22 protein-coding genes are annotated in these 24178 nt (G+C 58.6%); 11 read left to right on the forward strand and 11 right to left on the reverse strand.

From position 1 onward, the window contains the following. Positions 1-56: 56 nt before the first annotated feature. Entirely contained in the window at positions 57-1007 is a 951-nt protein-coding gene (locus tag ACEN2T_RS11595) for a LysR family transcriptional regulator (protein ID WP_401381259.1), read from the reverse strand. 108 nt (positions 1008-1115) lie between these two features. Between ACEN2T_RS11595 and ACEN2T_RS11600 the strand changes: the two genes are divergently transcribed. Then, entirely contained in the window at positions 1116-1865 is a 750-nt protein-coding gene (locus tag ACEN2T_RS11600; protein ID WP_095184224.1) for a sulfite exporter TauE/SafE family protein, read from the forward strand. Here the strand turns inward: ACEN2T_RS11600 and ACEN2T_RS11605 are convergent. Beyond that, the gene (locus ACEN2T_RS11605; RefSeq protein WP_032889029.1) at positions 1855-2709 is read right to left on the reverse strand and encodes a LysR family transcriptional regulator; all 855 of its coding nucleotides are present in this window, start codon (positions 2707-2709) and stop codon (positions 1855-1857) included. The two genes, ACEN2T_RS11600 and ACEN2T_RS11605, sit on opposite strands and share 11 nt — an antisense overlap. 96 nt (positions 2710-2805) lie before the next feature. Between ACEN2T_RS11605 and ACEN2T_RS11610 the strand changes: the two genes are divergently transcribed. Continuing rightward, positions 2806-3012 (forward strand): DUF1127 domain-containing protein, encoded by a 207-nt coding sequence (locus ACEN2T_RS11610; protein ID WP_233896991.1) that lies wholly within the window; start codon positions 2806-2808, stop codon positions 3010-3012. A 45-nt stretch (positions 3013-3057) separates the two neighbouring features. After that, positions 3058-4290, forward strand: a complete 1233-nt coding sequence (locus tag ACEN2T_RS11615) for a winged helix-turn-helix domain-containing protein (RefSeq protein WP_442116775.1) — start codon at positions 3058-3060, stop codon at positions 4288-4290. 96 nt (positions 4291-4386) lie between these two features. Here ACEN2T_RS11615 and ACEN2T_RS11620 read toward each other — a convergent pair whose 3' ends face one another. After that, the gene (locus tag ACEN2T_RS11620; protein WP_442116776.1) at positions 4387-5733 is read right to left on the reverse strand and encodes a class II 3-deoxy-7-phosphoheptulonate synthase; all 1347 of its coding nucleotides are present in this window, start codon (positions 5731-5733) and stop codon (positions 4387-4389) included. Positions 5734-5857: 124 nt separating this feature from the next. On the opposite strand from ACEN2T_RS11620, the gene ACEN2T_RS11625 reads away from it, so the two are divergent. Continuing rightward, positions 5858-6613, forward strand: a complete 756-nt coding sequence (locus tag ACEN2T_RS11625) for a spermidine synthase (protein ID WP_032889040.1) — start codon at positions 5858-5860, stop codon at positions 6611-6613. A gap of 115 nt (positions 6614-6728) precedes the next feature. On the opposite strand, the gene ACEN2T_RS11630 is transcribed toward ACEN2T_RS11625, so the two are convergent. Then, the gene (locus tag ACEN2T_RS11630) at positions 6729-7520 is read right to left on the reverse strand and encodes a crotonase/enoyl-CoA hydratase family protein (RefSeq protein ID WP_095184227.1); all 792 of its coding nucleotides are present in this window, start codon (positions 7518-7520) and stop codon (positions 6729-6731) included. Between the two features lie 422 nt (positions 7521-7942). Between ACEN2T_RS11630 and ACEN2T_RS11635 the strand changes: the two genes are divergently transcribed. Continuing rightward, a complete protein-coding gene (locus tag ACEN2T_RS11635; protein ID WP_027606997.1) occupies positions 7943-9616 on the forward strand; it encodes a DEAD/DEAH box helicase in 1674 nt (557 codons plus the stop codon). A gap of 86 nt (positions 9617-9702) precedes the next feature. Here ACEN2T_RS11635 and ACEN2T_RS11640 read toward each other — a convergent pair whose 3' ends face one another. Then, on the reverse strand, positions 9703-10470 hold the full coding sequence (locus ACEN2T_RS11640; RefSeq protein WP_032889047.1) for a DODA-type extradiol aromatic ring-opening family dioxygenase: 768 nt from the start codon (positions 10468-10470) through the stop codon (positions 9703-9705). A 105-nt stretch (positions 10471-10575) separates the two neighbouring features. Between ACEN2T_RS11640 and ACEN2T_RS11645 the strand changes: the two genes are divergently transcribed. Continuing rightward, a complete protein-coding gene (locus tag ACEN2T_RS11645) occupies positions 10576-11232 on the forward strand; it encodes a thiopurine S-methyltransferase (RefSeq protein ID WP_179179323.1) in 657 nt (218 codons plus the stop codon). A gap of 57 nt (positions 11233-11289) precedes the next feature. On the opposite strand, the gene htpX is transcribed toward ACEN2T_RS11645, so the two are convergent. After that, positions 11290-12177 (reverse strand): protease HtpX, encoded by an 888-nt coding sequence (htpX, locus tag ACEN2T_RS11650; protein ID WP_032889053.1) that lies wholly within the window; start codon positions 12175-12177, stop codon positions 11290-11292. Positions 12178-12480: 303 nt separating this feature from the next. Beyond that, positions 12481-13692 (reverse strand): pyridoxal phosphate-dependent aminotransferase, encoded by a 1212-nt coding sequence (locus ACEN2T_RS11655; RefSeq protein WP_032889055.1) that lies wholly within the window; start codon positions 13690-13692, stop codon positions 12481-12483. Between the two features lie 202 nt (positions 13693-13894). Between ACEN2T_RS11655 and msrB the strand changes: the two genes are divergently transcribed. From msrB to ACEN2T_RS11670, 3 genes are all read left to right on the forward strand, one after another. Then, positions 13895-14287 carry a peptide-methionine (R)-S-oxide reductase MsrB gene (gene msrB, locus ACEN2T_RS11660; RefSeq protein ID WP_032889057.1) on the forward strand — a complete coding sequence of 131 codons (393 nt, stop codon included), beginning with the start codon at positions 13895-13897 and terminating at the stop codon, positions 14285-14287. Positions 14288-14420: 133 nt separating this feature from the next. Then, complete coding sequence (locus tag ACEN2T_RS11665) at positions 14421-14906, forward strand: glutathione peroxidase (protein ID WP_032889060.1); 486 nt, start codon at positions 14421-14423, stop codon at positions 14904-14906. Then, entirely contained in the window at positions 14903-15394 is a 492-nt protein-coding gene (locus tag ACEN2T_RS11670) for a MarR family winged helix-turn-helix transcriptional regulator (RefSeq protein WP_442116777.1), read from the forward strand. Before ACEN2T_RS11665 ends, ACEN2T_RS11670 begins: the two co-directional genes overlap by 4 nt. Here ACEN2T_RS11670 and ACEN2T_RS11675 read toward each other — a convergent pair. Next, the gene (locus ACEN2T_RS11675; RefSeq protein ID WP_032889297.1) at positions 15348-17657 is read right to left on the reverse strand and encodes a hybrid sensor histidine kinase/response regulator; all 2310 of its coding nucleotides are present in this window, start codon (positions 17655-17657) and stop codon (positions 15348-15350) included. The two genes, ACEN2T_RS11670 and ACEN2T_RS11675, sit on opposite strands and share 47 nt — an antisense overlap. Positions 17658-17820: 163 nt before the next feature. On the opposite strand from ACEN2T_RS11675, the gene ACEN2T_RS11680 reads away from it, so the two are divergent. Together ACEN2T_RS11680 and ACEN2T_RS11685 are read left to right on the forward strand one after the other, a co-directional pair. Continuing rightward, entirely contained in the window at positions 17821-18711 is an 891-nt protein-coding gene (locus ACEN2T_RS11680; protein WP_032889064.1) for an ATP-binding protein, read from the forward strand. Next, on the forward strand, positions 18708-19190 hold the full coding sequence (locus ACEN2T_RS11685; RefSeq protein WP_032889067.1) for a GAF domain-containing protein: 483 nt from the start codon (positions 18708-18710) through the stop codon (positions 19188-19190). Before ACEN2T_RS11680 ends, ACEN2T_RS11685 begins: the two co-directional genes overlap by 4 nt. Before the next feature lie 25 nt (positions 19191-19215). On the opposite strand, the gene ACEN2T_RS11690 is transcribed toward ACEN2T_RS11685, so the two are convergent. The 3 genes from ACEN2T_RS11690 to ACEN2T_RS11700 form a co-directional block, all read right to left on the reverse strand. Further along, positions 19216-22851, reverse strand: a complete 3636-nt coding sequence (locus tag ACEN2T_RS11690) for a transporter substrate-binding domain-containing protein (protein WP_442116778.1) — start codon at positions 22849-22851, stop codon at positions 19216-19218. 8 nt (positions 22852-22859) lie between these two features. After that, positions 22860-23480 (reverse strand): response regulator transcription factor, encoded by a 621-nt coding sequence (locus ACEN2T_RS11695; protein WP_032889068.1) that lies wholly within the window; start codon positions 23478-23480, stop codon positions 22860-22862. 256 nt (positions 23481-23736) lie between these two features. Further along, positions 23737-24132 carry a response regulator gene (locus tag ACEN2T_RS11700; RefSeq protein WP_081797772.1) on the reverse strand — a complete coding sequence of 132 codons (396 nt, stop codon included), beginning with the start codon at positions 24130-24132 and terminating at the stop codon, positions 23737-23739. Positions 24133-24178 lie beyond the last annotated feature (46 nt).

Raw genomic sequence — 24178 nt, forward strand, 5'->3', positions numbered from 1 at the left:
TGGGCTGAAATCTAGCGGGCAAATCTTTAATGCGCCAGATAATTCGGTCCAGGCGCTCAGACCAGGCCGCTCTGTAGCGCCAGATCCCATGGCGGCACTGGACTGAAACGGGATTTGAGGTACTCCAGCAGCAAGCGGCTGCGCGCGTTGGCCTGCTGTTCCAGTCGCAGCGCATAGATTCCGGTGGTTTCCGGGCTGGGTAGGCCATCTTCGCAAAACAGCGGCAGCAACTCGCCGCGCACCAGGTATTCGCTGACCAGCCAAGTGGGCAGGTGGGCGATGCCCAACCCGGCCAACGCGCCTGAGAGCAGCGCTTCGGCATTGTTGGCGCTCATGCGGATGCGCCGCGGGCGATAGGTTGCGCGGCGCCCGTCCAACTCGAAGCGCCACGCGAACATCGGCGCCAGGCCATCCCAGTCCAAGCCGTCATGGTCACTCAACTCTCGGGGATGGGTCGGAGTGCCGCGGCTTTTGAGGTAGGCGGGACTGGCGCAGGCGATGCGCACGATGCTGGCCAAGGGCGTGGCGATCAACCGGGTGTCGACGATATGCCCGGCCCGCAGTACCAGATCGACCTTGCCCAAGTGCGCACCCTGCATATCCACAAAACTGTCGATCAGATGCAGGTGCACGTCCAGGCCGGGGTAGACCTTCAGAAAGTCCGCAATCACCGGTGCCAGATGCCGTCGACCAAACGCCGCGGGCGCATCCACGCGGATCAAGCCTTCCGGCGCATGGCTCAGGGACACCGCTTCGGCGCGCGCCAGTTGCAATTCGCTGACAATCCGCCGCGCCCGCTCGGCAAACGCCAGGCCAGCGGGCGTCGGCACTACCGCATGAGTGCTGCGTTGGAACAAGCGGCTACCCACTGAGCTTTCCAGGCTGTCGATGCGCCGCGCCACCGCGGAGGGCGTCAGTGGGTGGCGGCGTGCAGCTGCGGAAAAGCTGCCGGTTTCGAGGACATCTAGAAACAGGCTCAACTGATCAGTGAGGGTATTGGGGTTCATGGCTGAGTGCTTGTGCAAAATTGGCACAGCCATTGTGCGTTGCTGTGCGTTTCCGCGCCAGGGCCGACTGCGTAGCATGCAGAGCCTGGGATTGTGGAGTAATGAGCGGTGTGGGATTTAGCGATGTACCTGGTGCTGGGCGCTGCCTTGGGCACGGTGGGCGGGTTGTTTGGCATTGGCGGTGGGCTGATTGCGATCCCGGTGCTCGGCGTATTGTTTGGCCTGGATCAACAAATTGCTCAGGGCACCGCGCTGGTGATGGTAGTGCCAAATGTGATGCTCGCCCTGTGGCGTTACCACCAGCGCAACCGAATTGAACTGCGTCACGCGCTGCCGCTTGGGATTATGGGTTTCAGCTTTGCCTGGCTGGGCTCGATCTGGGCGGTAGGCCTTGATGCTGGGGCGATGCGGATTGGCTTTATTGCCTTTCTGGTGGCGTTGTCGGCCTACAACCTGCTGCGCATGTTCACCCGCAACGCGCCGCCGACCGCGCAAATGCGTTATTCCTGGCCCTGGCTCGGGGTGCTGGGCGCCGTATCCGGCTCCATGGGCGGCCTGTTTGGTGTCGGCGGCGCGGTGGTTGCCACTCCGGTGCTGACCAGTGTGTTCGGCACCACCCAAGTCGTCGCTCAAGGCTTGTCCCTGGCCTTGGCCTTGCCCAGCACGGGCGTGACCCTCGTCACCTACGCCTGGCACCACGAAGTGGACTGGATGATCGGCATACCCCTGGCGGTCGGTGGCCTGCTGAGTATCAGTTGGGGCGTGAAAGTTGCCCACGCATTACCCGAGCGCCTGTTGCGTGGCCTGTTCTGCGGTTTCCTGGTGGTGTGTGCGGTGATGCTGACCTTTAAAGTCTGAAGCCTTCCAGGATGTACTCGGCCAGGCACTCGGTGATTGGCGAGGTGATTTGCGGGTTGCGCAGCAAGTGCAGATTCATCGAGGGCAGCGGTGGGAAACCCTCGTCGCTGCCGAGTACGCGCAAGTCTTCAGTCACCAGGCTTTCCATGCAGATCATCGCGGCCAGGCCGGCACTCACCACCGCCTGGATAGCTGCCACGTTGGTGCTGTGGTACGCCAGGCGATAGTCTCGGCCGGAAGCATCCAGAGCGGCGCGGGTCCACTGTGTATACAAGCAGTCGGCGCCGGAGACTGCCAGGGGCACGGCATCGTGGTCTTCCACGCAAAAGCAGGGCGCTGCTGCCCAGACCATCCGTTCAGTGCGCAACAGTTCGCCGATTTCTTTGCCAGGTTCGCGGCTGATTACCGTCAGTGCCAGGTCGCGTCGCTGCATCAGCACCGTTGACGACTCGCAATGCAGTTCGATTTGGATCAGCGGGTACGCTTTGGAAAATTGCTTGAGGATTCCTGGAAGGAAGCGCATTACGTAGTCATCCGGCGTGCCGATCCGCACCAGCCCCACCATATGCGGCTCGCGCAGGGTGTTGAACACCTCGCTATGCAGTTTCAGGATTCGCCGCGCATAACCCAACAGTACTTGGCCTTCGGGCGTCAGGCGCACCTGCCTGCCGTCGCGCTCGAACAGTTTGCGCTGCAACACGTCTTCTTCGAGGCGCTTCATCTGCATGCTCACCGCCGATTGAGTGCGGTTGACCAGTTCGCCAGCGCGGGTAAAACCGCCTTGGTCGGCGATGGCGACGAAGGTGCGCAGCACTTCAGTGTCGATGCTTGGGTAGCTGGACATTGATCAATCCCAGAGATGTATTGCATAAGAAACATTCGTTGGATTGATCATAGTGCCACGCACACACTGACGTCATCCCCAAGGGAGGGCGAGAAGATGAAAGGTCAGAATGGTTTTGCGTTGATGGCGAAGTGGCCGTTTGCCGGGTTGTTTCAAACCGTAGCCCGTTGGCAAGCATTGCACGAAGAGCGCCGAATGCTGGCGAGCATGAGCGATGAAGCGCTCAAGGACATCGGCCTTAGCCGCGCTGATGTGGAGCAGGAGAGCCATCTGCACTTCTGGGAAGACCCGCTGCGAAAATGACTCCGGATGCAGTAGGGTAGGTCGCGCGCCTTCAAGGAGATTCCCATGCCCGCCGACCAGTCTTTTTCCCTCAAGCAAGCTCGACGCATGGCGCTGGCGGCCCAAGGTTTTTCCGGGCGCCAGCCGCCTGCAGAGATCAAGTCCGCGCACCTCAATCGACTGATCGAACGCCTCGGTGTATTGCAGATTGATTCGGTCAACGCTGTGGTGCGTTCCCATTACCTTCCGCTGTTTTCCCGTCTGGGTCGCTATTCTCCTTTACTGCTTGAGCAGGCCGCTTGGAGCCAGGGCCGGCGGCGTTCGCTCTTCGAATATTGGGGGCATGAAGCCTCGCTGTTGCCCATGGCGATGTACCCCTTGATGGGTTGGCGCATGGCGCGGGCGCAGCAGGGGCAAGGCATTTATTCGCAGATGGCGCGTTTCGGAAGGGAGCAGCAGTCCATCATTCAGCGTGTGCTGAAGACCGTCGAACAGCAAGGCGCCCTCGGTGCCGGTAGCCTGTCCACCCGCGAAGAGCGCGCAGGTCCCTGGTGGGACTGGAGTAATGAAAAGCACGCGCTTGAATGGTTGTTCGCCGCCGGCCTGGTGACCGTTGCCGGTCGTCGTGGTTTCGAGCGACTTTACGACTTGCCCGAGCGCGTCATCCCTGGCGATATCCTTAAGCAAGCCCCGTTGACTGAAGCCGAGGCCCAGCGCGGCTTGTTATTGCACAGCGCCACCGCCTTGGGGGTGGGCACCGAAAAAGACCTGCGTGATTACTTCCGCCTCGATCCCGCCGATAGTCGCAAGCGTCTGGTCGAATTGGTCGAAGAGGGGCTATTGCTGGTGTACCAGGTGCAAGGCTGGAAGCAACCGGCTTACTGCCTGCCAGAACCGAAAGTGCCGCGCAAAGTATCGGTGAGTGCGCTGCTGTCGCCGTTCGATTCGCTGATTTGGGAGCGCAGCCGCACAGAGCGCCTGTTCGATTTCCGTTACCGGCTTGAGATCTACACCCCGCAAGACAAACGGGTGTATGGCTATTACGTGCTGCCGTTTATGCACAACGAACGTATTGCCGCGCGGGTGGACCTGCGAGCGGAGCGCGCCAACGGGCGTTTGGCGGTGCATGCGGTGCACGAGGAAGAGCCGGGGTTGGATGATGAAGGGATGCTTGCGCTTGCGCTGAACCTGCGGCAGATGGCCGATTGGTTGGGGCTGGAACAGGTACAGCTCAATTGCCAGCGCCCGAGCGCCGCTCGGTTGCGGCTTGCGATGCTCAATGGCGGCGCTGGTTTCTAGGGCGCCATCGGGAGCAAGCGCCCTCCCACACTTGGAATACGTTTCCCTGTGGGAGGGGGCTTGCTCCCGATGGCGTCAATTCTGCCAACTAAAATTTCAGCGTTTGACTTGCTTCAGCGTTTCGGCAATCAGGAACGCCAACTCCAGCGACTGATCGGCATTCATCCTAGGGTCGCAATGGGTGTGGTAGCGGTCCGACAAGCCATCTTCGGTGATCGGGCGCGCGCCGCCGATGCACTCTGTGACGTTCTGCCCGGTCATCTCGATATGAATCCCGCCGGCATAGCTGCCCTCGGCCTGGTGCACCTGGAAGAACTCCTTCACTTCGCCGAGGATCTGCGCAAAGTCGCGGGTCTTGTAGCCGCTGCTGGCCTTGATGGTGTTCCCGTGCATCGGGTCCGAGCTCCACAGTACCTGCTTGCCCTCGCGCTGCACGGCGCGGATCAGGTTGGGTAGATGGTCGCCGACCTTGCCTGCGCCCATGCGCGCGATCAGGTTCAGGCGGCCCGGATCGTTGTCCGGGTTGAGGACGTCGATCAGGCGGATCAGATCCTCCGGGTTCATGCTCGGGCCGACCTTGACGCCGATCGGGTTGTTCACCCCGCGCAGGAATTCGACGTGAGCGCCATCCAACTGACGGGTGCGGTCGCCGATCCACAGCATGTGGGCCGAGCAGTCGTAATAGTCGTTGGTCAGACTGTCGCGACGCACGAAGGCTTGTTCGTAGTTGAGCAGCAGCGCTTCATGGGCGGTGAAAAAACTCGTTTCGCGCAACTGCGGCGAGCTGTCCATGCCGCAGGCGCGCATAAAGGCCAGGGTCTCGTCGATGCGGTTTGCCAGTTGGCTGTACTTCTCGGCCAGGGCGGAGTTGGCGATAAAGTCCAGGTTCCACTGGTGCACCTGATGCAGGTCGGCGAAACCGCCCTGGGCGAAGGCGCGCAGCAGGTTGAGGGTAGCGGTGGATTGGTGATACGACTGCAGCAGGCGGTCCGGATCGGGTACACGGCTTTTTTCGTCGAAGCCGATGCCGTTGACGATATCGCCACGGTAGGCGGGCAGGGTGATGCCGTCGATGGTCTCATCGTTGGCCGAGCGCGGCTTGGCGAACTGGCCGGCCATGCGCCCGACTTTCACCACTGGGCAGCCGGCGGCGAAGGTCATCACAATCGCCATCTGCAACAACACCTTGAAGGTGTCGCGGATTTTCGCGGCGGAAAACTCGACGAAACTCTCGGCGCAGTCGCCGCCTTGTAACAGGAAGGCGCGACCCTGGGTCACTTCGGCAAACTGGCGGCGCAACTCGCGGGCTTCCCCGGCAAACACCAGCGGCGGGTAGCTGGCCAGACTCTGCTCCACCCGCAACAGGTGTGCAGCGTCCGGGTATTGGGGTTGTTGCTGGATCGGCAGGGCGCGCCAGCTGTCGGGGCTCCAGGGTTGGCTCATCATGAACTCGATTGGCTGATTGACGGTCGGGCGCCAATGTTATCAGCAATTAGTGCGTGACCTGCTGCTGCCGGTTGGCCGACAATCGCGCCTTTGCCGTACAGCAAACCCGTTAGGAGTAGTGATGACAGAGGAGCGTGTCGAGCGCCTGCTCGCCGAAGTTCATGATGACTTCGGCATGATCCGTGTGCTCGAAGTGGCCGATTACCGGTTTCTCGAATTCGGCGATGCCATTGAGCAAAGCTGCGTGTTCACTGCAGATCCGAGCTGGCTGGAGTACGACTACACCCGCGCGATGCTGATCGGCGCGTTGTGCCATGAACAGCCGGAGAGCGCCTTGTTCCTCGGTCTGGGCGCCGGTACGTTGACCCAGGCGTGCCTCAAGTTCCTCCCGTTGGAAGACGTCGAAGCCATCGAGCTGCGCCCCGATGTGCCGCGCCTGGCCATTGAGTACCTGGGGCTGGACGATGATCCGCGCCTGTACATCCGCATCGGCGACGCCCTGGAGTTGCTGGAGACCGCTGAATCGGCGGACTTGATTTTCGTCGACCTCTATACCGATGTCGGCCCCGGCGTTGGGCACCTGGCGTGGACCTTCCTGGAAAACTGCCAGAAGAAACTCAACCCCGGCGGCTGGCTGGTGATCAATCAGTGGGCGACTGACGACGGCAAACCGCTGGGCGCGGCGTTGTTGCGTGGGTTGTATCACCGGCACTACTGGGAACTGCCGGTGAAGGAGGGCAATGTGATTTTGCTGGTACCTTCGGAGCTGGATCAGGAGCTGGATCTTGATGCCCTTTCTACTCGGGCTGAGTTGTTGGCGCCGCGTCTGGGGTATTCGTTGCAGCCCTTGATCAAGGCGATTCGGCCGGCTACGTAGTCGCCTGTACCGACGCCATCGGGGGCGAGTCGAATCGTCGCACCGCACGTCCCACACTAGGAACTCATTTCAAATGTGGGAGGGAGCTTGCCCCGATGGCGTCGGTATAGGCGACTCAAATACCCTTGAATACCCCCGGCCGCTTCTCGACCATCGCGCGCAGGCCTTCCTTGGCATCCTCGCTGTTCAGCAATTTATCCACCATCGGCGGCAGCGCGGCGGCCGCAACGGTTTCGCCTTCCACACGTGCCAGGCGGGCCGACATCAAGGTGGCCTGGACGCCAAGCGGCGCCTGGCGCGCGATGCGACTGGCCAGTTCGATGGCGCGGGGCAGCAGGTCTTCACTGGCCATTACTTCCTGCACCAAACCCAGGCGCAGGGCTTCATGGGCGTCGAACTCGTCGCCGGTCAGCAGCCAGCGCATGGCGTTGCCCCAGCCGGCGATCTGATGAAAGCGCAATGTCGCACCGCCAAACGGAAAGATCCCGCGCTGTACTTCCATCTGCGCAAAGCGGGTATTGCTCGCACACAGGTTGATATCCGCCGCGAGCATCAACTCGATACCAATGGTGAGGCAGTAGCCCTGGGCGGCGACGATCACCGGTTTACTGACCCTGGGGCCTGCGAAAACGCCCCAGGGATCACAGCCTCCCAGCGGCGGTTGCCAGCCGCCCGCCATTACCCCGCTGACATTGGCCAGGTCCAGGCCGGCGGTGAAGTGGTCGCCATGGGCAAATACTACGGCCACTCGTGCGTCATCGTTTCGATCAAATTCGCCATAAGCCAAGCTCAGCTCATTGAGCAAATCCAGGTCGAAGGCGTTGCGCTTGGCCACCCGGTCCAGGCCCAACAGCAGGACATGGCCCTGGAGTTCACGGCTGACGCGGCTGCTGCTGGCTTGATTCATTGGGTGTGCCCTCGGGTGGAGAGAAGGGTTTCAGACCAAAGGTCTTGGTCTAAGGGTGAATCGTTTAAGCCTTATGACCAACAGGGCCGGGCCTTTGAAAAATAGACCCTGGCAGGGTTATCTGCAAAGACTGTGACGCAGCACGGTTTATCGGTGCTTTGCGATAAAAAAAGCTCCCTTTTTCAAGTATTTCCGGTATAGTGCGCGCCGGCCTTTAACCGGGCCGCGTTTAGGTAGCGCAATTCCCCGAAGTCAGCTTCGGCTGCATGTCCGCACAGCGGACTCTTCCTTAACGAATCTTTTTCATTCATTCGTTTTCGCAAATCCCCGCCGACAAAGCAGCCAGGGCGACTCTTGAGTCTCAACACGGCATGCGCAGCTTTGGAGCATGGGTCTTTGCGGATGCACTTAGAGGCAGACCCATGACCCAGGAAACCGGCGGCTTCGCCGCTTTTAATCTTAACCCGAACATTCTTGCTGCCGTCATTGCGACCGGCTACGAAGAACCTTCGGCGATTCAGCAGCAATCGATCCCGATCATCATGGCCGGCCAAGACATGATTGGCCAGGCGCAAACCGGTACCGGTAAAACCGCCGCGTTCGCCCTGCCTATCCTGCACTGCATCGATCCTGCCAAGCGCGAGCCGCAAGCCCTGATCCTGGCGCCAACCCGTGAGTTGGCGCTGCAAGTAGCAACCGCTTTTGAAACCTACGCCAAGCAAATGCCGGGCGTTACCGTTGTTGCCGTTTACGGCGGCGCGCCGATGGGCCCGCAACTGAAAGCCATCCGTAATGGCGCTCAGATCGTCGTGGCTACCCCAGGCCGTCTGTGCGACCACCTGCGTCGCGACGAAAAAGTACTGTCGACCGTGAACCACCTGGTTCTCGACGAAGCTGACGAAATGTTGAAGCTGGGCTTCATGGATGACCTGGAAGTCATCTTCAAGGCACTGCCACCGACCCGTCAGACCGTACTGTTCTCGGCCACCCTGCCACAGTCGATCCGTGCCATTGCCGAGCGCCATCTGCGCGATCCGCAACACGTGAAGATCCAGACCAAGACTCAGACCGTTACCGCGATCGAACAGGCTCACCTGTTGGTTCACGCTGACCAGAAGACCTCGGCTGTATTGAGCCTGCTGGAAGTCGAAGACTTCGACGCCTTGATCATGTTCGTGCGCACCAAGCAAGCGACCCTGGACTTGGCCAGTGCCCTGGAAGCCAAAGGCTATAAAGCCGCTGCGCTGAACGGTGACATTGCCCAGAACCAACGTGAGCGCGTGATCGACTCCCTCAAGGATGGCCGTCTGGACATCGTTGTTGCGACCGACGTAGCGGCTCGTGGTCTCGACGTTCCGCGTATCACCCACGTGTTCAACGTTGACATGCCTTACGATCCAGAATCCTACGTTCACCGTATCGGCCGTACAGGCCGTGCCGGTCGCGAAGGTCGTGCACTGCTGCTGGTGACTCCACGTGAGCGTCGCATGCTGCAAGTGATCGAGCGCGTAACCGGTCAGAAAGTTGCCGAAGTCCGCCTGCCGGATGCCCAGGCCGTTCTCGATGCCCGCATCAAGAAACTGACCAACAGCCTGTCGCCTCTGGTGGCTGACGCTGAATCGACTCACGGCGACCTGCTGGACCGCCTGACCGCCGATATCGGTTGCACTCCACGTGCCCTGGCTGCTGCCCTGCTGCGCAAGGCTACAAACGGTCAGGCCCTGACCCTGGCAGCTATCGAGAAAGAGCGCCCACTGGTACCGAACAACGCGCCACGCGGTGATCGTCCAGAGCGTACCGGCGACCGTCCAGACCGTGGTGATCGTGAGCGTCGTGCTCCGGTTCCATTGGCTGAAGGTCGTGCTCGTTGCCGTACCGCGCTGGGCGCGCGTGATGGTATCGCTGCCAAGAACCTGCTGGGCGCTATCCTGAATGAGGGTGGCCTGGCACGTGAAGCAATCGGCCGTATCCAGGTCCGTGACAGTTTCTCCCTGGTGGAGCTGCCGGAAGACGGTCTGGAGAAGCTGCTGACCAAGCTGAAAGACACTCGCGTTGCCGGTAAGCAGTTGAAGCTGCGTCGCTACCGCGAAGATTGATCCGCCCTTGGGCTGATTGATCACACATAAAAAATCCCCGACTGGTTCGGGGATTTTTTTTGCGCCGCTGTTTTAACAATAAAGAGTTAGCCGAAGCGGTAAATGTCCATGCCCAAGGCGCCCATGGTGAAGCCTTGGTGCGCGATGCTGAAGTCCCCACCAGCGCCACGCGCAAAGTACAGCGGCAACAGATGTTCATCGCTTGGATGGCTGCGCACGGCGTGGGGCGCTTGGCGCCGATAGTCGTGCAACGCGGCTTCATCGTTGGCAGCGAGCTTATCCACCACCCAATCCCGGAAGCCCCGCGCCCAAGGTTCGATGCTTTCAGGCCCTGCGTGCCAGTCCAGTTCGCCCAGATTATGCGTGATGCTGCCGGAACCGATCAGCAGTACGCCTTCCTCGCGCAAACTGGTCAAGGCATGCCCGACTCGCGTCTGCAGGGCAGGGCCCATGCGGCTGGGCAATGATACCTGCACGACTGGGATATCCGCCGCGGGGTACATCAGCGACAGAGGCACCCAGGTGCCATGGTCGAAGGGGCGCTGGTCGTCGATGCGTGCATTCAGGCCGTCGGCGCGCAGCAGCCCGACGATCTCTCCCGCCAACTGTGGGTTGCCCGGTGCGGGGTATTGCACGGCAAACAGCTCGCGGGGGAAGCCGCCGAAGTCGTGCCAGGTTTCGGGTGCGGCGCTGCCGCTGACCAGTAAATCGTGGCTTTCCCAGTGTGCCGATACCACCACTATCGCCTTAGGGCGGGGCATTTCGGCAGCCAGGCGTTGCAAAGCCGGTCCGCTGGCGCCGGGTTGAAGGGCAAGCATGGGCGAACCGTGGGAGATAAACAGGCTGGGGAACATAAGAAGAGTCCTGAGCGTTAACATGTAGCCATCTTCAGTCAAATCATTGATCTAAATCTAATATAAGTTTTAGCGCGTTTTGATCGAATTATCGGAGGTGATTCCATGGAGCCCAAGTTTTGGCAGGAGCGCTGGGCGAGAAACCAGCTCGGCTTTCATTTGCCTGAGGTTAATCCTTATTTAGAACGGCATTGGCCTTCGTTGGCGCTCGCGGAGGGCGCCAAGGTACTGGTGCCGCTGTGTGGCAAAAGCCTGGACCTGATGTGGCTGGCCACCCAGGGTCATCGGGTACTCGGCGTTGAGCTATCAGAGCAGGCGGTTGAAGCCTTCTTCAGCGAGCAGAGCCTGACGCCGCGAATCACTCAGCGCGGTGTGTTCACGGTGTATCAGGCTGATTTGATCGAAGTGTGGTGCGGCGATTTCTTCGCCCTCGACGCTGAGGTTCCGGCTGATTGCACTGCGGTCTATGACCGTGCCGCTCTGATCGCCTTACCGCCGTTGATGCGCTCGCAATACACCGAGCAGTTGAACAACATGCTACGTCCAGGCTGCCAGGGTTTGCTGATCACCCTCGACTACGACCAGACGCAAAAGGCAGGCCCACCGTTTGCGGTGACGGATGAAGAGGTAAAGGTACTGTTGGGAGCACACTGGAGCCTGCAGGTGATCGAGAAGCAAGACATTCTGGGTGAGAGCTGGAAGTTCGTGCAGGACGGCGTCACGGGCTTGGACGAGCGGGTCTACAGAGTCGCGCGGGCATAAAACTGTGCCCACAAAAAAAGGGGCGATTAGATCGCCCCTTTTTTGCATTACCAGGTATCAGCCCCGACGACGAAGCGCGTCAATACGCTCTTCCAGTGGTGGGTGGCTCATGAACATACGAGCCAAACCCTGTTTGATGCCGCCGTTGATGCCAAAAGCGGTCAGGCTGTCAGGCATATGCACTGGCAGGCCCTGTTCGGAACGCAAGCGTTGCAGCGCGCTGATCATTGCATTGGTGCCTGCCAGGCGCGCGCCGGCTTCGTCTGCGCGGAACTCTCGTTTGCGCGAGAACCACATCACGATCGCACTGGCCAGGAAGCCCAGCACCACTTCGGCAAAGATGGTCGCCACGAAGTAGGCGATACCGCGACCGCCTTCGTTCTTGAAGATTACTTTGTCCACAAAGTTACCGATAATCCGCGCAAAGAACATCACGAAGGTGTTGACCACACCCTGTACCAGCGCAAGGGTAATCATGTCGCCGTTGGCTACGTGACCAATTTCGTGCGCGAGTACTGCCTTTACTTCATCGGGTGAGAAGCGTTCGAGCAAGCCCTGACTGACGGCCACGAGCGCGTCGTTCTTATTCCAGCCCGTCGCAAAGGCATTGGCCTCATAAGCAGGGAAAATCCCGACTTCGGGCATTTTGATACCTGCTTCTTGAGACAACTGCTCCACGGTTTGCATCAGCCATTGTTCATGGCGAGTGCGTGGTTGGGTGATGACTTGGGTGCTGGTGCTCATCTTCGCCATCCACTTGGAGATGAACAGCGAGAACAGCGAGCCGGCAAAACCAAAGACCGCACAGAAAATCAGCAGCTGATTGAGGTTCAGATCAACCCCGTTGGCCGCCATGAACCCGTTGAAGCCGAAAAGGCTCAGGGTGATGCTGGCAATCAGCACGACCGCCAGGTTAGTGGCCAAGAACAGCAGGATGCGCATCATGGTTGTAGAGTTCTCCTCATGCTTAATATGTCGCGTACTGCGGGGTATATAAGGTGCGGCATGGGGTGATTCAACCGAGCGACTATTTCAAACTGTGTCCTACAGCCTGAATGTAGAGCTTTGAAGGGATTTTCCGACTAGGAATGTCACCAGAGATGCCCCACTTTTTGCCTCACAACCCTGCAATTATAGGGGGCACGTGGCTTGAGAGAGGCAAGTGCCATACAGAAAAAGGGCGAGATCAGAGAAGTGTTGCCAGATAATCGCTGTACGACCGAATGTCGGTCGTACAGCGCCATGCTACTACTGGCGATAGGTCTTGAGGAAATTGCCAATACGGCCAATCGCCATGTCCAAGTCATCTACGCGCGGCAAGGTCACCACGCGGAAGTGATCCGGCCACGGCCAGTTGAACGCGGTGCCCTGAACCACCAACAGCTTTTCCGACAGCAACAAGTCGAGCACGAACTTTTCGTCGTTTAGGATCGGGCATACCTTCGGGTCTATCCGTGGAAAAGCGTACAGCGCACCCATGGGTTTCACGCAGCTCACACCGGGGATCGCATTGAGCAGCTCCCACGTGCGGTTGCGTTGTTCCAGCAGGCGGCCCTGGGGCAGTACCAGGTCATTAATGCTCTGGTAGCCGCCCAGAGCGGTCTGGATCGCATGCTGGCTCGGTACGTTGGCACACAGGCGCATGTTGGCCAGCATGTCGATGCCTTCGATGTAGCTCTGGGCGTTGTGCTTGGGACCGGAGATGGCGATCCAGCCGGAGCGGAAACCCGCCACGCGGTAGGACTTGGACAGGCCGTTGAAGGTCAGGCACAACAGGTCCGGTGCCAGGGAGGCGGTGCATACGTGCACGGCGTCGTCGTAGAGGATCTTGTCGTAGATCTCGTCGGAGAACACCACCAGGTTGTGCTGGCGTGCCAGTTCCAGCATGCCCAGCAGCACTTCCTTGGAATACACCGCGCCGGTGGGGTTGTTCGGGTTGATGATCACCAGTGCCTTTGTGTTCGGAGTGATCTTGGCCTTGATGTCAGCCAGGTCCGGGAACCAGTCGGCGCCTTCGTCGCACAGGTAGTGCACCGGGTGGCCGCCGGCCAGTGTCACGGCTGCGGTCCACAGTGGATAGTCCGGTGCAGGTACCAGCACTTCGTCGCCATTGTTCAGCAGGGCCTGCATGGACATCACGATCAGTTCGGACACGCCATTGCCCAGGTAGATGTCTTCAATGCCGACGCCTTCCACCTGCTTCTGCTGGTAGTACTGCATCACCGCTTTACGCGCGCTGAACAGGCCTTTGGAGTCGCTGTAGCCCTGAGCGGTAGGCAGGTTGCGGATAACGTCCTGGAGGATTTCGTCCGGTGCTTCGAAACCAAAAGGCGCCGGATTGCCAATGTTCAGCTTGAGGATGCGATGACCTTCCTCTTCCAGGCGTTTGGCGTGCTTGAGCACTGGGCCGCGAATGTCGTAGCAGACGTTGGCGAGCTTGTTCGATTTGCTGACCTGCATGGCGATGTGATCCTGAAAATGAACGATCCAGACGGTGTGTGCACTACCGTACTGCGAATCCTGCGAGGCCCGCACCCATAAATACGTTTGAATGCCGATAGCGCGGGTGCCAGACTGGCGTTTTGAAGAGGCGCAATCATACGTGCCGCCTGATCCATGGAAAAGACACAGATCAGGCTTTTTCAGTTGCCGAGGTGTACCGATGGAAAAGTTGCAGAAAACCGTTGAAGAGTGGAAGGCCATGCTCGATCCGGAGCAGTACAACGTGTGCCGGCTCAAAGGCACCGAACGGCCTTTCAGCGGCAAGTACAACGGCACCAAGACCGACGGCGTTTACCACTGCATCTGCTGCAATGAGCCGCTGTTCGATTCCACCACCAAATTCGACTCCGGCTGCGGCTGGCCCAGCTTTTACGCGCCGATTGCCGACAGCGCGATGATCGAGATTCGTGATGTCAGCCACGGCATGATCCGTACCGAGGTAACCTGCGCAAAGTGTGACGCGCACCTGGGCCATGTGTTCCCGGATGGGCCGCCGCCGACCGGCCTGCGTTATTGCATCAATTCGGTGTGCCTGGACCTGGTCCCGCGTTAAGCCTGCGTGGTGAGGGAGCATCCTCCCTCACCACGTGCGCCCATAACGGATGATCAGTTTGATCAATTCAATTGCACACAATTGAATTGCCTACTATGTTTCTACTTCTTTCCGCTTTTATCGAGGCACTGCCATGAGCAACGACCTGCTGAGCATCCCTTGCACCACCATCAAGGGTGAGCAAAAGACCTTGGCCGATTTCGCCGGCAAGGCCGTGCTGGTGGTCAACACTGCCAGCAAGTGCGGCTTCACCCCTCAGTACAAGGGGCTGGAACAGCTCTGGCAGCAGTACAAAGACCAGGGCCTGGTGGTGCTGGGCTTTCCCTGCAATCAGTTCGGCAAGCAGGAGCCCGGTGACGAAGGCGCTATCTCAACGTTCTGTGAGCTGAATTTCGGTGTCAGCTTTCCGTTGTTCAAGAAGATCGACGTCAATGGCAGCGATGCCCATCCACTGTTCGTGCAATTGAAAAAACAGGCGCCGGGCCTGTTGGGGTCCAAGGGCATCAAGTGGAACTTCACCAAGTTCCTCATCGGCCGTGACGGCCAGGTGGTCAAGCGCTTCGGCCCTACCACCAAGCCAAAAGACCTTACCCAAGAGATCGAAGCCCTGCTCAAATGACCGACTTGCCCGCGGTGTCCCTGGCACTGGATAACCAGCTGTGTTTCAAACTCTACGCCGCCTCACGGGCCGTGACCCGCGCTTATAAGCCGATGCTCGACCAGTTGGGTCTGACTTATCCGCAATACCTGGCGATGCTGGTGTTATGGGAATGGCACGACGCAGCCCCTGAGCAGCCGACAGTCAAAGCTCTGGGCGAACGCCTGATGCTCGACTCGGGCACGCTGACACCCTTGCTCAAACGGCTGGAGCAGATTTCACTGGTGCGGCGCCGGCGCAGTGCCCAGGATGAACGGGAGGTGCATCTGAGCTTGAGTGACGCCGGCGTGGAACTGCGTGATCAGGCCCTCGCTCTGAAGACTCGGCTGTTGTGCGACAGTGGGGTTGATCTGAATCAGGCAGACACCTTGCGCGTTGGCCTGGATCAGTTATTGGCGCAGATCAGAGCGCTGTCGTCCGAGGCACCCACAGGTCCAGCAGCGCATTGAGTTCTTCGCGGCGGAACGGTTTAGCCAGATAGTCATTCATCCCCGCCGCACGGCAGCGCTCTCGTTCTTCGGGCATGGCGTTGGCAGTCAGCGCGACAATCGGCAGGTCTGGCCAGCGCCCGCTGCGGCGAATCTGCCGGCTGGCCTCGTAGCCATCCATCACCGGCATGTTGCAGTCCATCAGCACCATATCGAAGCGTTGTTCTTCAAGAAACTTTAGTGCTTCACCACCGTGGGCGGCCACTATCACTTCGCAGCCCAGCTTGCTGAGCATGCCCTTGGCCACCAGTTGGTTTACCGGATTGTCCTCCACCAGGAGTATGCAGCCGCGATGCGCGAGTGGGGCGGCATCCAGTTGGATGGGGTCAAGAACCAGGTGCATGTCGGTGCGTAAATTGCGCTGAAGAATCTGGTACAGCGCGTTGCGGCTCAAGGGGCGTGCTTGCTGGTGCAAAGGCGCCAACGCCGCGACCTCTTCGCTGGGCATGAAATTGCCATAGGCCGTCACCAGCAGGATGGGCGCGGTAATGCCCGGCCGTATACGGAACAGACATTCAGGGCAGTCGGTAATCAGCAAGTCAGGCGTTTGCCCGCTCAGGTCGTCATCCATGGTGAAACATTGGGGGGTAAGGCCCCAACTGGGCAGCAGGGTCGTGAGCAACTCGGTCAGGCCACCGCCGATGTTGGTGATGGCAACGACCTTGCCTGTGAGAGGCGGTGGCTGCACGGCGGGCAAGTGGGTAGGTAATGGCAGTTGCGCACAGAACTGGCTGCCAAAGCCTACCTCTGAACTGATACTCAACCGTCCCTTCATGGCTTCACACAGATTGTGAGTCAACGCCAGACCCAGCCCTGTCCCGCCAAACTGACGAGTGATCCCGGCGCCGGCCTGGGTGAACGGCTGGAATATTTTCACTTGCGCTTCCTGCGCAATGCCGATGCCGGTATCGCAGACCTCAATGCTCACGCCGCCGTCGTAAGTGCGCAGGCGCACATCAACTCGACCGAAGCGCGTGAACTTCAGAGCGTTGGACAGTAAGTTGCTGACGATCTGACGTACACGGGTCGGGTCACCTAGCACTTGGGCCGGGAACTGCGGGTCGATCAAACACGTCAGTTCCACGCTCGGTGCGGCATTCTGCGACAAGAGGTTGGCGGTATCTTCAATCAGTGCACCAAGGTCGAACGGGATGCGCTCCAGCTCCAACTGACCAGCGTCGAATTTGGACAGGTCGAGAATGTCGTTGAGCAACTCCACCAGCACTTTGCCGGAGTCATGGGCGATAGACAGTTGCTGGCGCTGCTCAGCATTCAACGCGCTGTCCAGCGACAGCGCGATCATGCCCAGCAGGCCGTTGAGCGGGGTGCGGATTTCGTGGCTCATGTTCGCCAGGAAGGCTGCCCGAGCCTGAGCCATGCCTATTGCATTCATCTTCGCCGTTTCGAGCTCATCGTTGGACTGGGTCAGTCGCTGGTTGCTAGCCTTGAGTTCAAGTGTGCGGGCGGAGACGATATCTTCCAGTTGCCCCAGGTATTCCGTCAGTCGGTCTTCGGCGTGGCGGCGCTGCTGGATTTCGGTTTCCATATTTTCAAATTGCTGGTTGGCGACGTTCACCAGTACGCCGATTTCGTCATTTTCATGCCCGGGCGGACAGTCCAGGTGGGCCTGCTTGCGAGTGCTCAACTCACGAATGATGCGCACCAGCGGCTGGGTCAGCATCACGTAGAAAAGACCCAGCAAAATCCCGGTCAGTAATAGGCTGCGTACGAATCCGTTGAGCAGGGTGATCTCGGCGCGGTGTAGGAACCGGCTGCCGAAGGCGTAGGTGTCTACATCTAGACGCAGTACACCCAGTGGGTCGTTGGGCATATGGCTCAGGAACAGTTGGTCTTCGAACTGGCGGTTGGCGCCAAACATGAAGTCACTGATAGGCCGGTAGGTACTTTCTCTACGTGGCCGGTCGACATCGGCGAGCACCACGCCATTGTTGTCGATCAACTGCGCACGAATGATGGCAGGGGAGTGCAACAGTCCGAGGGTCAGTTCCTGGGCCAATTCAGCATCAATGTTGTAAGCAATACGTGATGCTGGGTTATGGCTGATTTCGATCAGTGAGCGTATTTCACGGTTGATGGATGCGTCTTCGCTGGCATAATCAATGCCGATTTGGATCAGGCTGAGCAAGGTTCCCAAGACGAAACCGACCAGCACAGTCAATCTGGCTTGTTTATAAGACAAGCGGTGGGCGAACTTGATATCCATCGAGTGTTGAACCACTTCACGTTTCCCTTCGCCCGGCAAGCATAGCTGAACATCCACAGGCTTAGGCTTGCCCGGCATGAACCGTTTTTTACGCAGCCCCAAGCGGTCTGTCGCAGGGTTGCCAATACGCCATCTTTTACAAGAACTTGCCAGAGGAATAATCGTGGATTCTCGATTGAATGCCTTTCTGGAGCGAGCCGATGCAGTGCTCGCTCGCCTGGAGCCCTTGTTGCCCGCGCCACGCCAAGCCATCGACTGGAGCCACTGTCTGGCCGCCCGCTGGCAGCGCGAAGGCCGAAGCGGTTTTCTGTTGCCACTGGACGTAAGCCTGGACATGCGTCTTTCCGACCTGATCGGTGTAGACAAGCAGCGTGAAACATTGGCGCGTAACACCCAGCAGTTTCTTGATGGACTGCCTGCCAACCATGCGTTGCTGTGGGGCTCGCGCGGCACCGGTAAATCGTCCATGGTGCGCGCGTTGCTCGCTCATCACGCGAAGGCCGGTTTGCGCCTGATCGAAATCGAGCGTGACCACCTGGCGGATTTGCCCCGTGTGGTTGAGCAACTGCTCAAGCTGCCGCAGCGTTTCATCCTGTTTTGTGATGACCTTTCGTTCGAAGCCGGCGAGGGCGACTACCGTGTGCTCAAGAGCGTGCTGGATGGTTCCCTGGAACAGGCGCCTGAAAACGTGCTGCTGTACGCGACGTCCAACCGCCGTCACCTTGTGCCGGAAAATCAGAGTGACAACGACAACTGGAAGAGGGTGGATGGGGAACTGCACCCCAGCGAGGCCGTGGAAGACAAGATTGCCTTGTCAGACCGTTTTGGCTTGTGGCTGTCCTTCTACCCGTTCACCCAAGAGCATTTCCTGGATGTGGTCGAGCACTGGATCGGTGAGCTAGCGAGCAAGGCCGGTTTGCAATGGCAGCGCGACGAAGCCCTCGACATTCTCGCGGTGCGCTGGGCGACCGGGCGCGGTAACCGCAACGGCCGCTGCGCGTATCAATTTGCCCGTTACTGGGTAGGTCTCAAATTACTGGAGCGTCAACCATGATCGATTTACAACAAGCCGGCACTGGTCTCGGTGGCTACGCCCTACTGTGTGCCCAATTGGAGTCGCTGCTGGCCGATGAGCGCGATTTCATCGCCAACAGCGCGCAGTTTTCCGCTTTCCTCTTTAGCCAGCTGGATGACTTGAATTGGGCCGGCTTTTACCTCAATCGCAATGAAGAGCTGGTGCTTGGCCCCTTCCAGGGGCAGATCGCTTGTGTGCGTATTCCGTTTGGCCGAGGGGTCTGCGGCGCTGCTGCAGCGTCGCAGCAGACCCAGCGAGTAGAGGATGTGCATGCATTCCCAGGACATATCGCCTGTGACAGCGCGTCTAACAGTGAGCTGGTCGTGCCACTGCTCAAGGACGGTAAGTTGATCGGCGTCCTCGACCTCGATAGCCCGTCGTTGGCCCGCTTTACCCCTCAGGATCAGGCCGGAATCGAACAGTTGGCGGCAATTTTCCTCCGCTTGACCGACTGCTGATCAAGTGAGGGGCGCAACCCGCCCCTTATTGGCCATCCAGTCTTTGAAGCCGCTCTTGCAGCATCCTTTCGAGTTCCAACATCAGCTTTTCCAATGACTTCACGCCTATTTCGATCAAGGGCCTGTCATCACCACGGGCACAGGCCTGTTCGAGGGCTTCGCACCGCGAGGCCAGCGTACTGGCCTGGACAATTCTAGCCGCGCCCTTGATCTTGTGAGCCTGTTCGATGATGTCCTGGGGCGATGCCTGCGCAACCATCAGTGCGACCAGTTCCTGGCGATCCTGACGACTGCTGCTCAGCAACTCCTCCAGCAGCAGACGACTCATCTGCGGATCGCCACCGGTAAGGGCCTCGAAGTTGCCAATATCCTGGATCAGGCCGGTGGGTTGAGGACTGATTTTCGCCAGTTGCTGCTCCAGCGCCGTGAGATTGATAGGTTTGAACAGGCAGTCATTCATGCCCGCCTGCGCGCAGCGTTTTTTCTCTTCTGGCTGGGCATTGGCGGTAAAGCCCAGTACCACACAAGGGGTTAGATTCTCGCGTTGCTCGTATTCACGGATTGAGCAGCTCAGCTCGTAACCATTCATGATCGGCATATTGCAGTCGGCGATTACCAAGTCGAAGTGCTCCTGGCGCCAGGCCTGGAAGCCCGCCGCGCCGTTCTGGGCAGCGGTGAACTGGTGGCCCAGGTAGCCGAGTTGCTGGCACATCAACAGGCGATTCGCCGGGTGATCATCAACCACCAGTACATTGAGCACAGACACGCTGGCGGGTGTTGTTGGCTTGAGTTCGTCGACTACCGGCAGTGCCTGCAGGCGATTCATCTTCAGGCTCACATGCACCTGGGTGCCGACCATAGGCACGCTGCTCAGGCTTAGTTGTCCACCCATCATCGCGCACAGGCTGCGGCAGATCACCAGCCCCAGGCCCGCACCGCTCCTGGCCAGATGTCCCGAATTGTCCGCCTGGGCAAAGGGTTCGAACAGACGCGTTTGATCGTCCCGGCTGATGCCGATGCCGGTATCTTCCACCACCAGCTTCATCTCGATCTGCTGCGCCAATTCAGTGTTGGATACATGCACCTTGATTTTTACTTGGCCACGTTCAGTGAATTTGATCGCATTGCTGATCAAGTTGGACAGCACCTGCTTGAAGCGCAGGGGGTCAATCAGGACTTCGGTGTCTTCTAGGTCTGGCGTGAATTCCAGCAACAGGCTAAGGCTCTTCTGGCGTGCCAGGCCGTCGAATACACGCACTACCGATTCGATCACCTCCCTCAGGTTGACGCGTTCGGGCGCCAGGCTGAGGCGACCGGACTCAATACGTGCGATGTCCAGGATGTCGCCGATTAGCTCCAGCAGATCCTTGGCCGAGTTGTAGGCCACTTCGATGGCCGGCCGATCAAGGTGGCCCTGGTCTGCCCGCTTGAGGGTCAGCTCCAGCATGCCAATCACCGCGTTCATAGGCGTACGGATTTCATGGCTCATGGTGGCGAGGAACGTGCTTTTGGCGCGATTGGCTTCGTCGGCTCGCTCCTTGGCGGTGCGAAGTTCGTCGAACAGCTGACGTCGCTCGCTGATGTCGATCCAGCCACCGATGATGCCCTGAACTTCACCGACGGAATCGCGGTAGGGAAGGATCCAGTGGTAGATCGTCAGTTTCTGTCCACGAATATGCAGGGTGCGGTCCACGATCATTGGCCTGCCTTCGGCCACCACACGTTGATAGTCGGCATGATATTGCGCCGCTTCTGCCGCAAGAGCTGTACTGATCTGAACTGCGCTTTTACCGATCACGTCTTCGCGCTTGACGTCGAACACCTGCAGGTAACTATCGTTGCAGGTCTGCAACAGTCCCTTGTTATCACGCACGTAGATCGGATGCGGGGTTTCATTGACCAGTGCGCGCATGAACTCGAACTGGTCATTGAGGGCGCGCTCGGCCATTTTCCGGTGCCTGATTTGGCGGCGCATGTAAGCGTTCCAACTCAGTGAAATCAGCAACAACAACCCGGTGCCGATGATGATGCGCGCAATCAGTTGGTGATAGTCACGCCAGTAGCTGTCGGAGGCGGCGGTATAGCCGCGCCAACGGCTATTGATCACACCCAACTCGTCAGGGGCGACGCTGAGCAAGGCCTTGTCGAGGATCGAACTGAGTTCGGTGGCGCTGCGTGATGTTGCCAACCCAAAGGTGGCGGGCATTGTGCCAATGCTGAAGCTGATTTGAATCTTGTCTTGGAACATCTGCGAGGTCAGGAAGTAGTTGGCGACTACCAGAGTATTCACGGCCCCCTCAACATTGCCTTGTACGAGGAGTTCGGCTGATTTGAACGTGTCCCCCGTTTCTACTAATTGAATCTTTGGGAACTGCTCAATCAGGAGTTTCTTCAGTGGGCTGCCTTGAGTAATCGCCAGTCGTTTGCCCGACATTTCCTCCAGGCTTGTAGGTGCCTGGCCGTCCTTACGCGTCAACATTACGTAGGAGTTTTCCAGGTAGGGGCGACTGAAGTTCAGTTGGGCTTCCCGCTCGACGCTGGGGGCGATAGCGCCAATGATGTCTGCTTTGCCGGCCTCGACCTGTTCGATCATCGTGTCCACATCACGCGCGCGCTGGATGTCGAAGCGCAACCCGGTGCGCAGGCGAATCAGTTCCAGGAGGTCAGCGGTGATTCCGCGAAAGTTGCCATCGTTGTCGAAGAACGTCAGCGGCGCAAAGGTGGGGTTCACGATCACCTTGACCACCGGGTTATCCTTTAGCCAACGTTCTTCGCGCAGGGTCAATTGCAGCTTTTGGTCGGTTAGCAGAATGTCACTGCCGGCACTCCAGCGCTTGGCGATCGCCTCCCGTTCGGTGGTCGGCACGGCCCTCAGTGCCGCGTCGACGATGCTCAACAGTGTTTGCTGGTCCTGGAGCATTGCGAAGCTGAACCCATAGGCTTCATGTTTGCCGAAGTTGGCCATGCGGATGTTTTTCAGGTAGCCCTTGTTGATCATGTAGTGGGTGGAAATGGTATCGCCGAGAAAGACGTCAGCCTGGTCGAAAGCCACTGCATTCAAAGCGTTTTGGTAAGAGGGGTGGGCGCGGATGACGGCTTTGGGGTACAGCTTTTCCACCTCCGCCAGTGGTAGATAGTGGTAGACCAGTGCCAGGCGCATCCCGGCCAACCCCTCGCTCAGACTGCGGGTTTCGCCTTCGCGGGTCACCAGGACGGGTCGATCCACGGCATAGGGTTCCGACAGGATCAGGTTAGGTTTTGCCGCTTCAAAGCTGTTGGAAGAGCCCAGTAAGTCGATATCCCCTGCTTCGAGGGCACGAATGGCGGCTTCTCGGGAGGGGTAGCGCATCACTTTCACCGGCAAGGCCAGTGCCATGGCCAGCAAGCCAGCGTAATCAGCGGTGAGTCCCTCATAGTCGCGCCCGCTGGAGGTGAGGTCAAAAGGTGGGTAGTCAGGGAACGCAGTGCCCAGCACCAGTTCGCGTTTGTTCTGGAGCCATTGGCGCTGGCCCTTGTCCAAGTGGGTTTCCAGCTGTACGGAGCTTGCTCGACTCAATAGGTTGAAATGTTCCGTGCTCGCTGGAGGTGTCGCAGGCACAGCGGTGCTGAAGCACAAGCCGGCACTCAATATAATCAAATAGTCCTTTATACGCCTGGGCATCCGGTTTCTCACACTAGCGCGTTTCGTTTTGCCAACTCGATAAGTTCTACCAAGGACTTGGCTTGAAGTTTTTGCATCAGCCTCTTTTTATATGTGCTTACGGTTTTGTTACTCAGGAACATGCCTTTTGCGATTTCCTTGTTGGTTCGGCCTTGTGCAAAAAGTTGCAATACCATCAACTCTCTATCATTAACGGCCTTGAACAGTTCAAGTTCCTTGCAGCTCTCATCGTTGGCGTTCAAGGCCTGGCTGGGGAAATAGTTGTAGCCGGACAGTACGGCACGGATGGCGCTCATCAGTTCACTCAGATCGCCTTCCTTGCATACATAACCATCGGCCCCCGAACGCATGCAGCGTGTGGCAAAGAGAGTGGGGGATTGAGCCGTCAAAACCAGGGTTTTCATCGAAGCGCTCATGGCGTTGAACCGGCAAAGCACTTCGAGTCCATCGAGTTTAGGAATGCTGATGTCCAGGATGATCAGGTCCGGCATGCATTCGCGGACCATTTGTATCGCGTCGCATCCATTATCCGTTTCGCCGACTACTTTGAAGTTTTCCTCGTGCTCCAACAACATGCGTATGGCCAGTCTTATAACGGGGTGGTCATCAATAATAAAAACTGTGTTCATGATCATATTCCATGCAAGTGCAAATAAAGCGGGCACATTAGCTCAGAAGGTGAGGGGTAAGCATGAACTTGAGGGGGTGCAGGTATAAAACAGGAAAGTTCCTACATTAAAAAAGGTAAAGCCCTACCGGGCGTGAAGGCGTCGCGAGACGAGCGGCCAGGGTTTCCCAAGGGGATGGGTTAGCGTGTGATTGCAAGGAGTTTGCGACACTTATACGTAAACTTTTCGACGGCCTAGTTTGTTTAAGTTCCTACACTTATAGCGTGAGTAATATATGGATCAAGCCTGCAAGTTCATCTTTATTCAACGGCTTTTGCAAATAGCCGAGCAATGGCAGGTCACGTTCAAGGGCTTGGTTATGCAGCGCTGACAGTTCTGCCTCGGGAAGCCCGCTGAGCAAGATGGCGGCCTTTATAAAGCATTGGCGACTGGCGATTTCAATCAACTCAAGCCCGGGCAGGTCGGGCAGACACTGGTCGCACAGGAGGATGTCGAAGGGCGCTTGGGCCTGCGTCATCAAACGGATTGCCTGTCCGGCGTTTTCCGCCGGGGTCAGTTGCTCAAAACCAAAGCTCTTGAGCAGGCACTGGGTGGCGAGCAGTTGAAAGGGATGGTCCTCCACCAACAGGATTCGAAGGGGGTAATTGGGCATAGAGGGCACACGGTGAGTGAAGCGTCGATGGAGGGCATGTAGGAAC

It is taken from the genome of Pseudomonas sp. W22_MBD1_FP4, from assembly GCF_052113765.1.
Taxonomy (GTDB): Bacteria; Pseudomonadota; Gammaproteobacteria; order Pseudomonadales; family Pseudomonadaceae; genus Aquipseudomonas; species Aquipseudomonas sivasensis.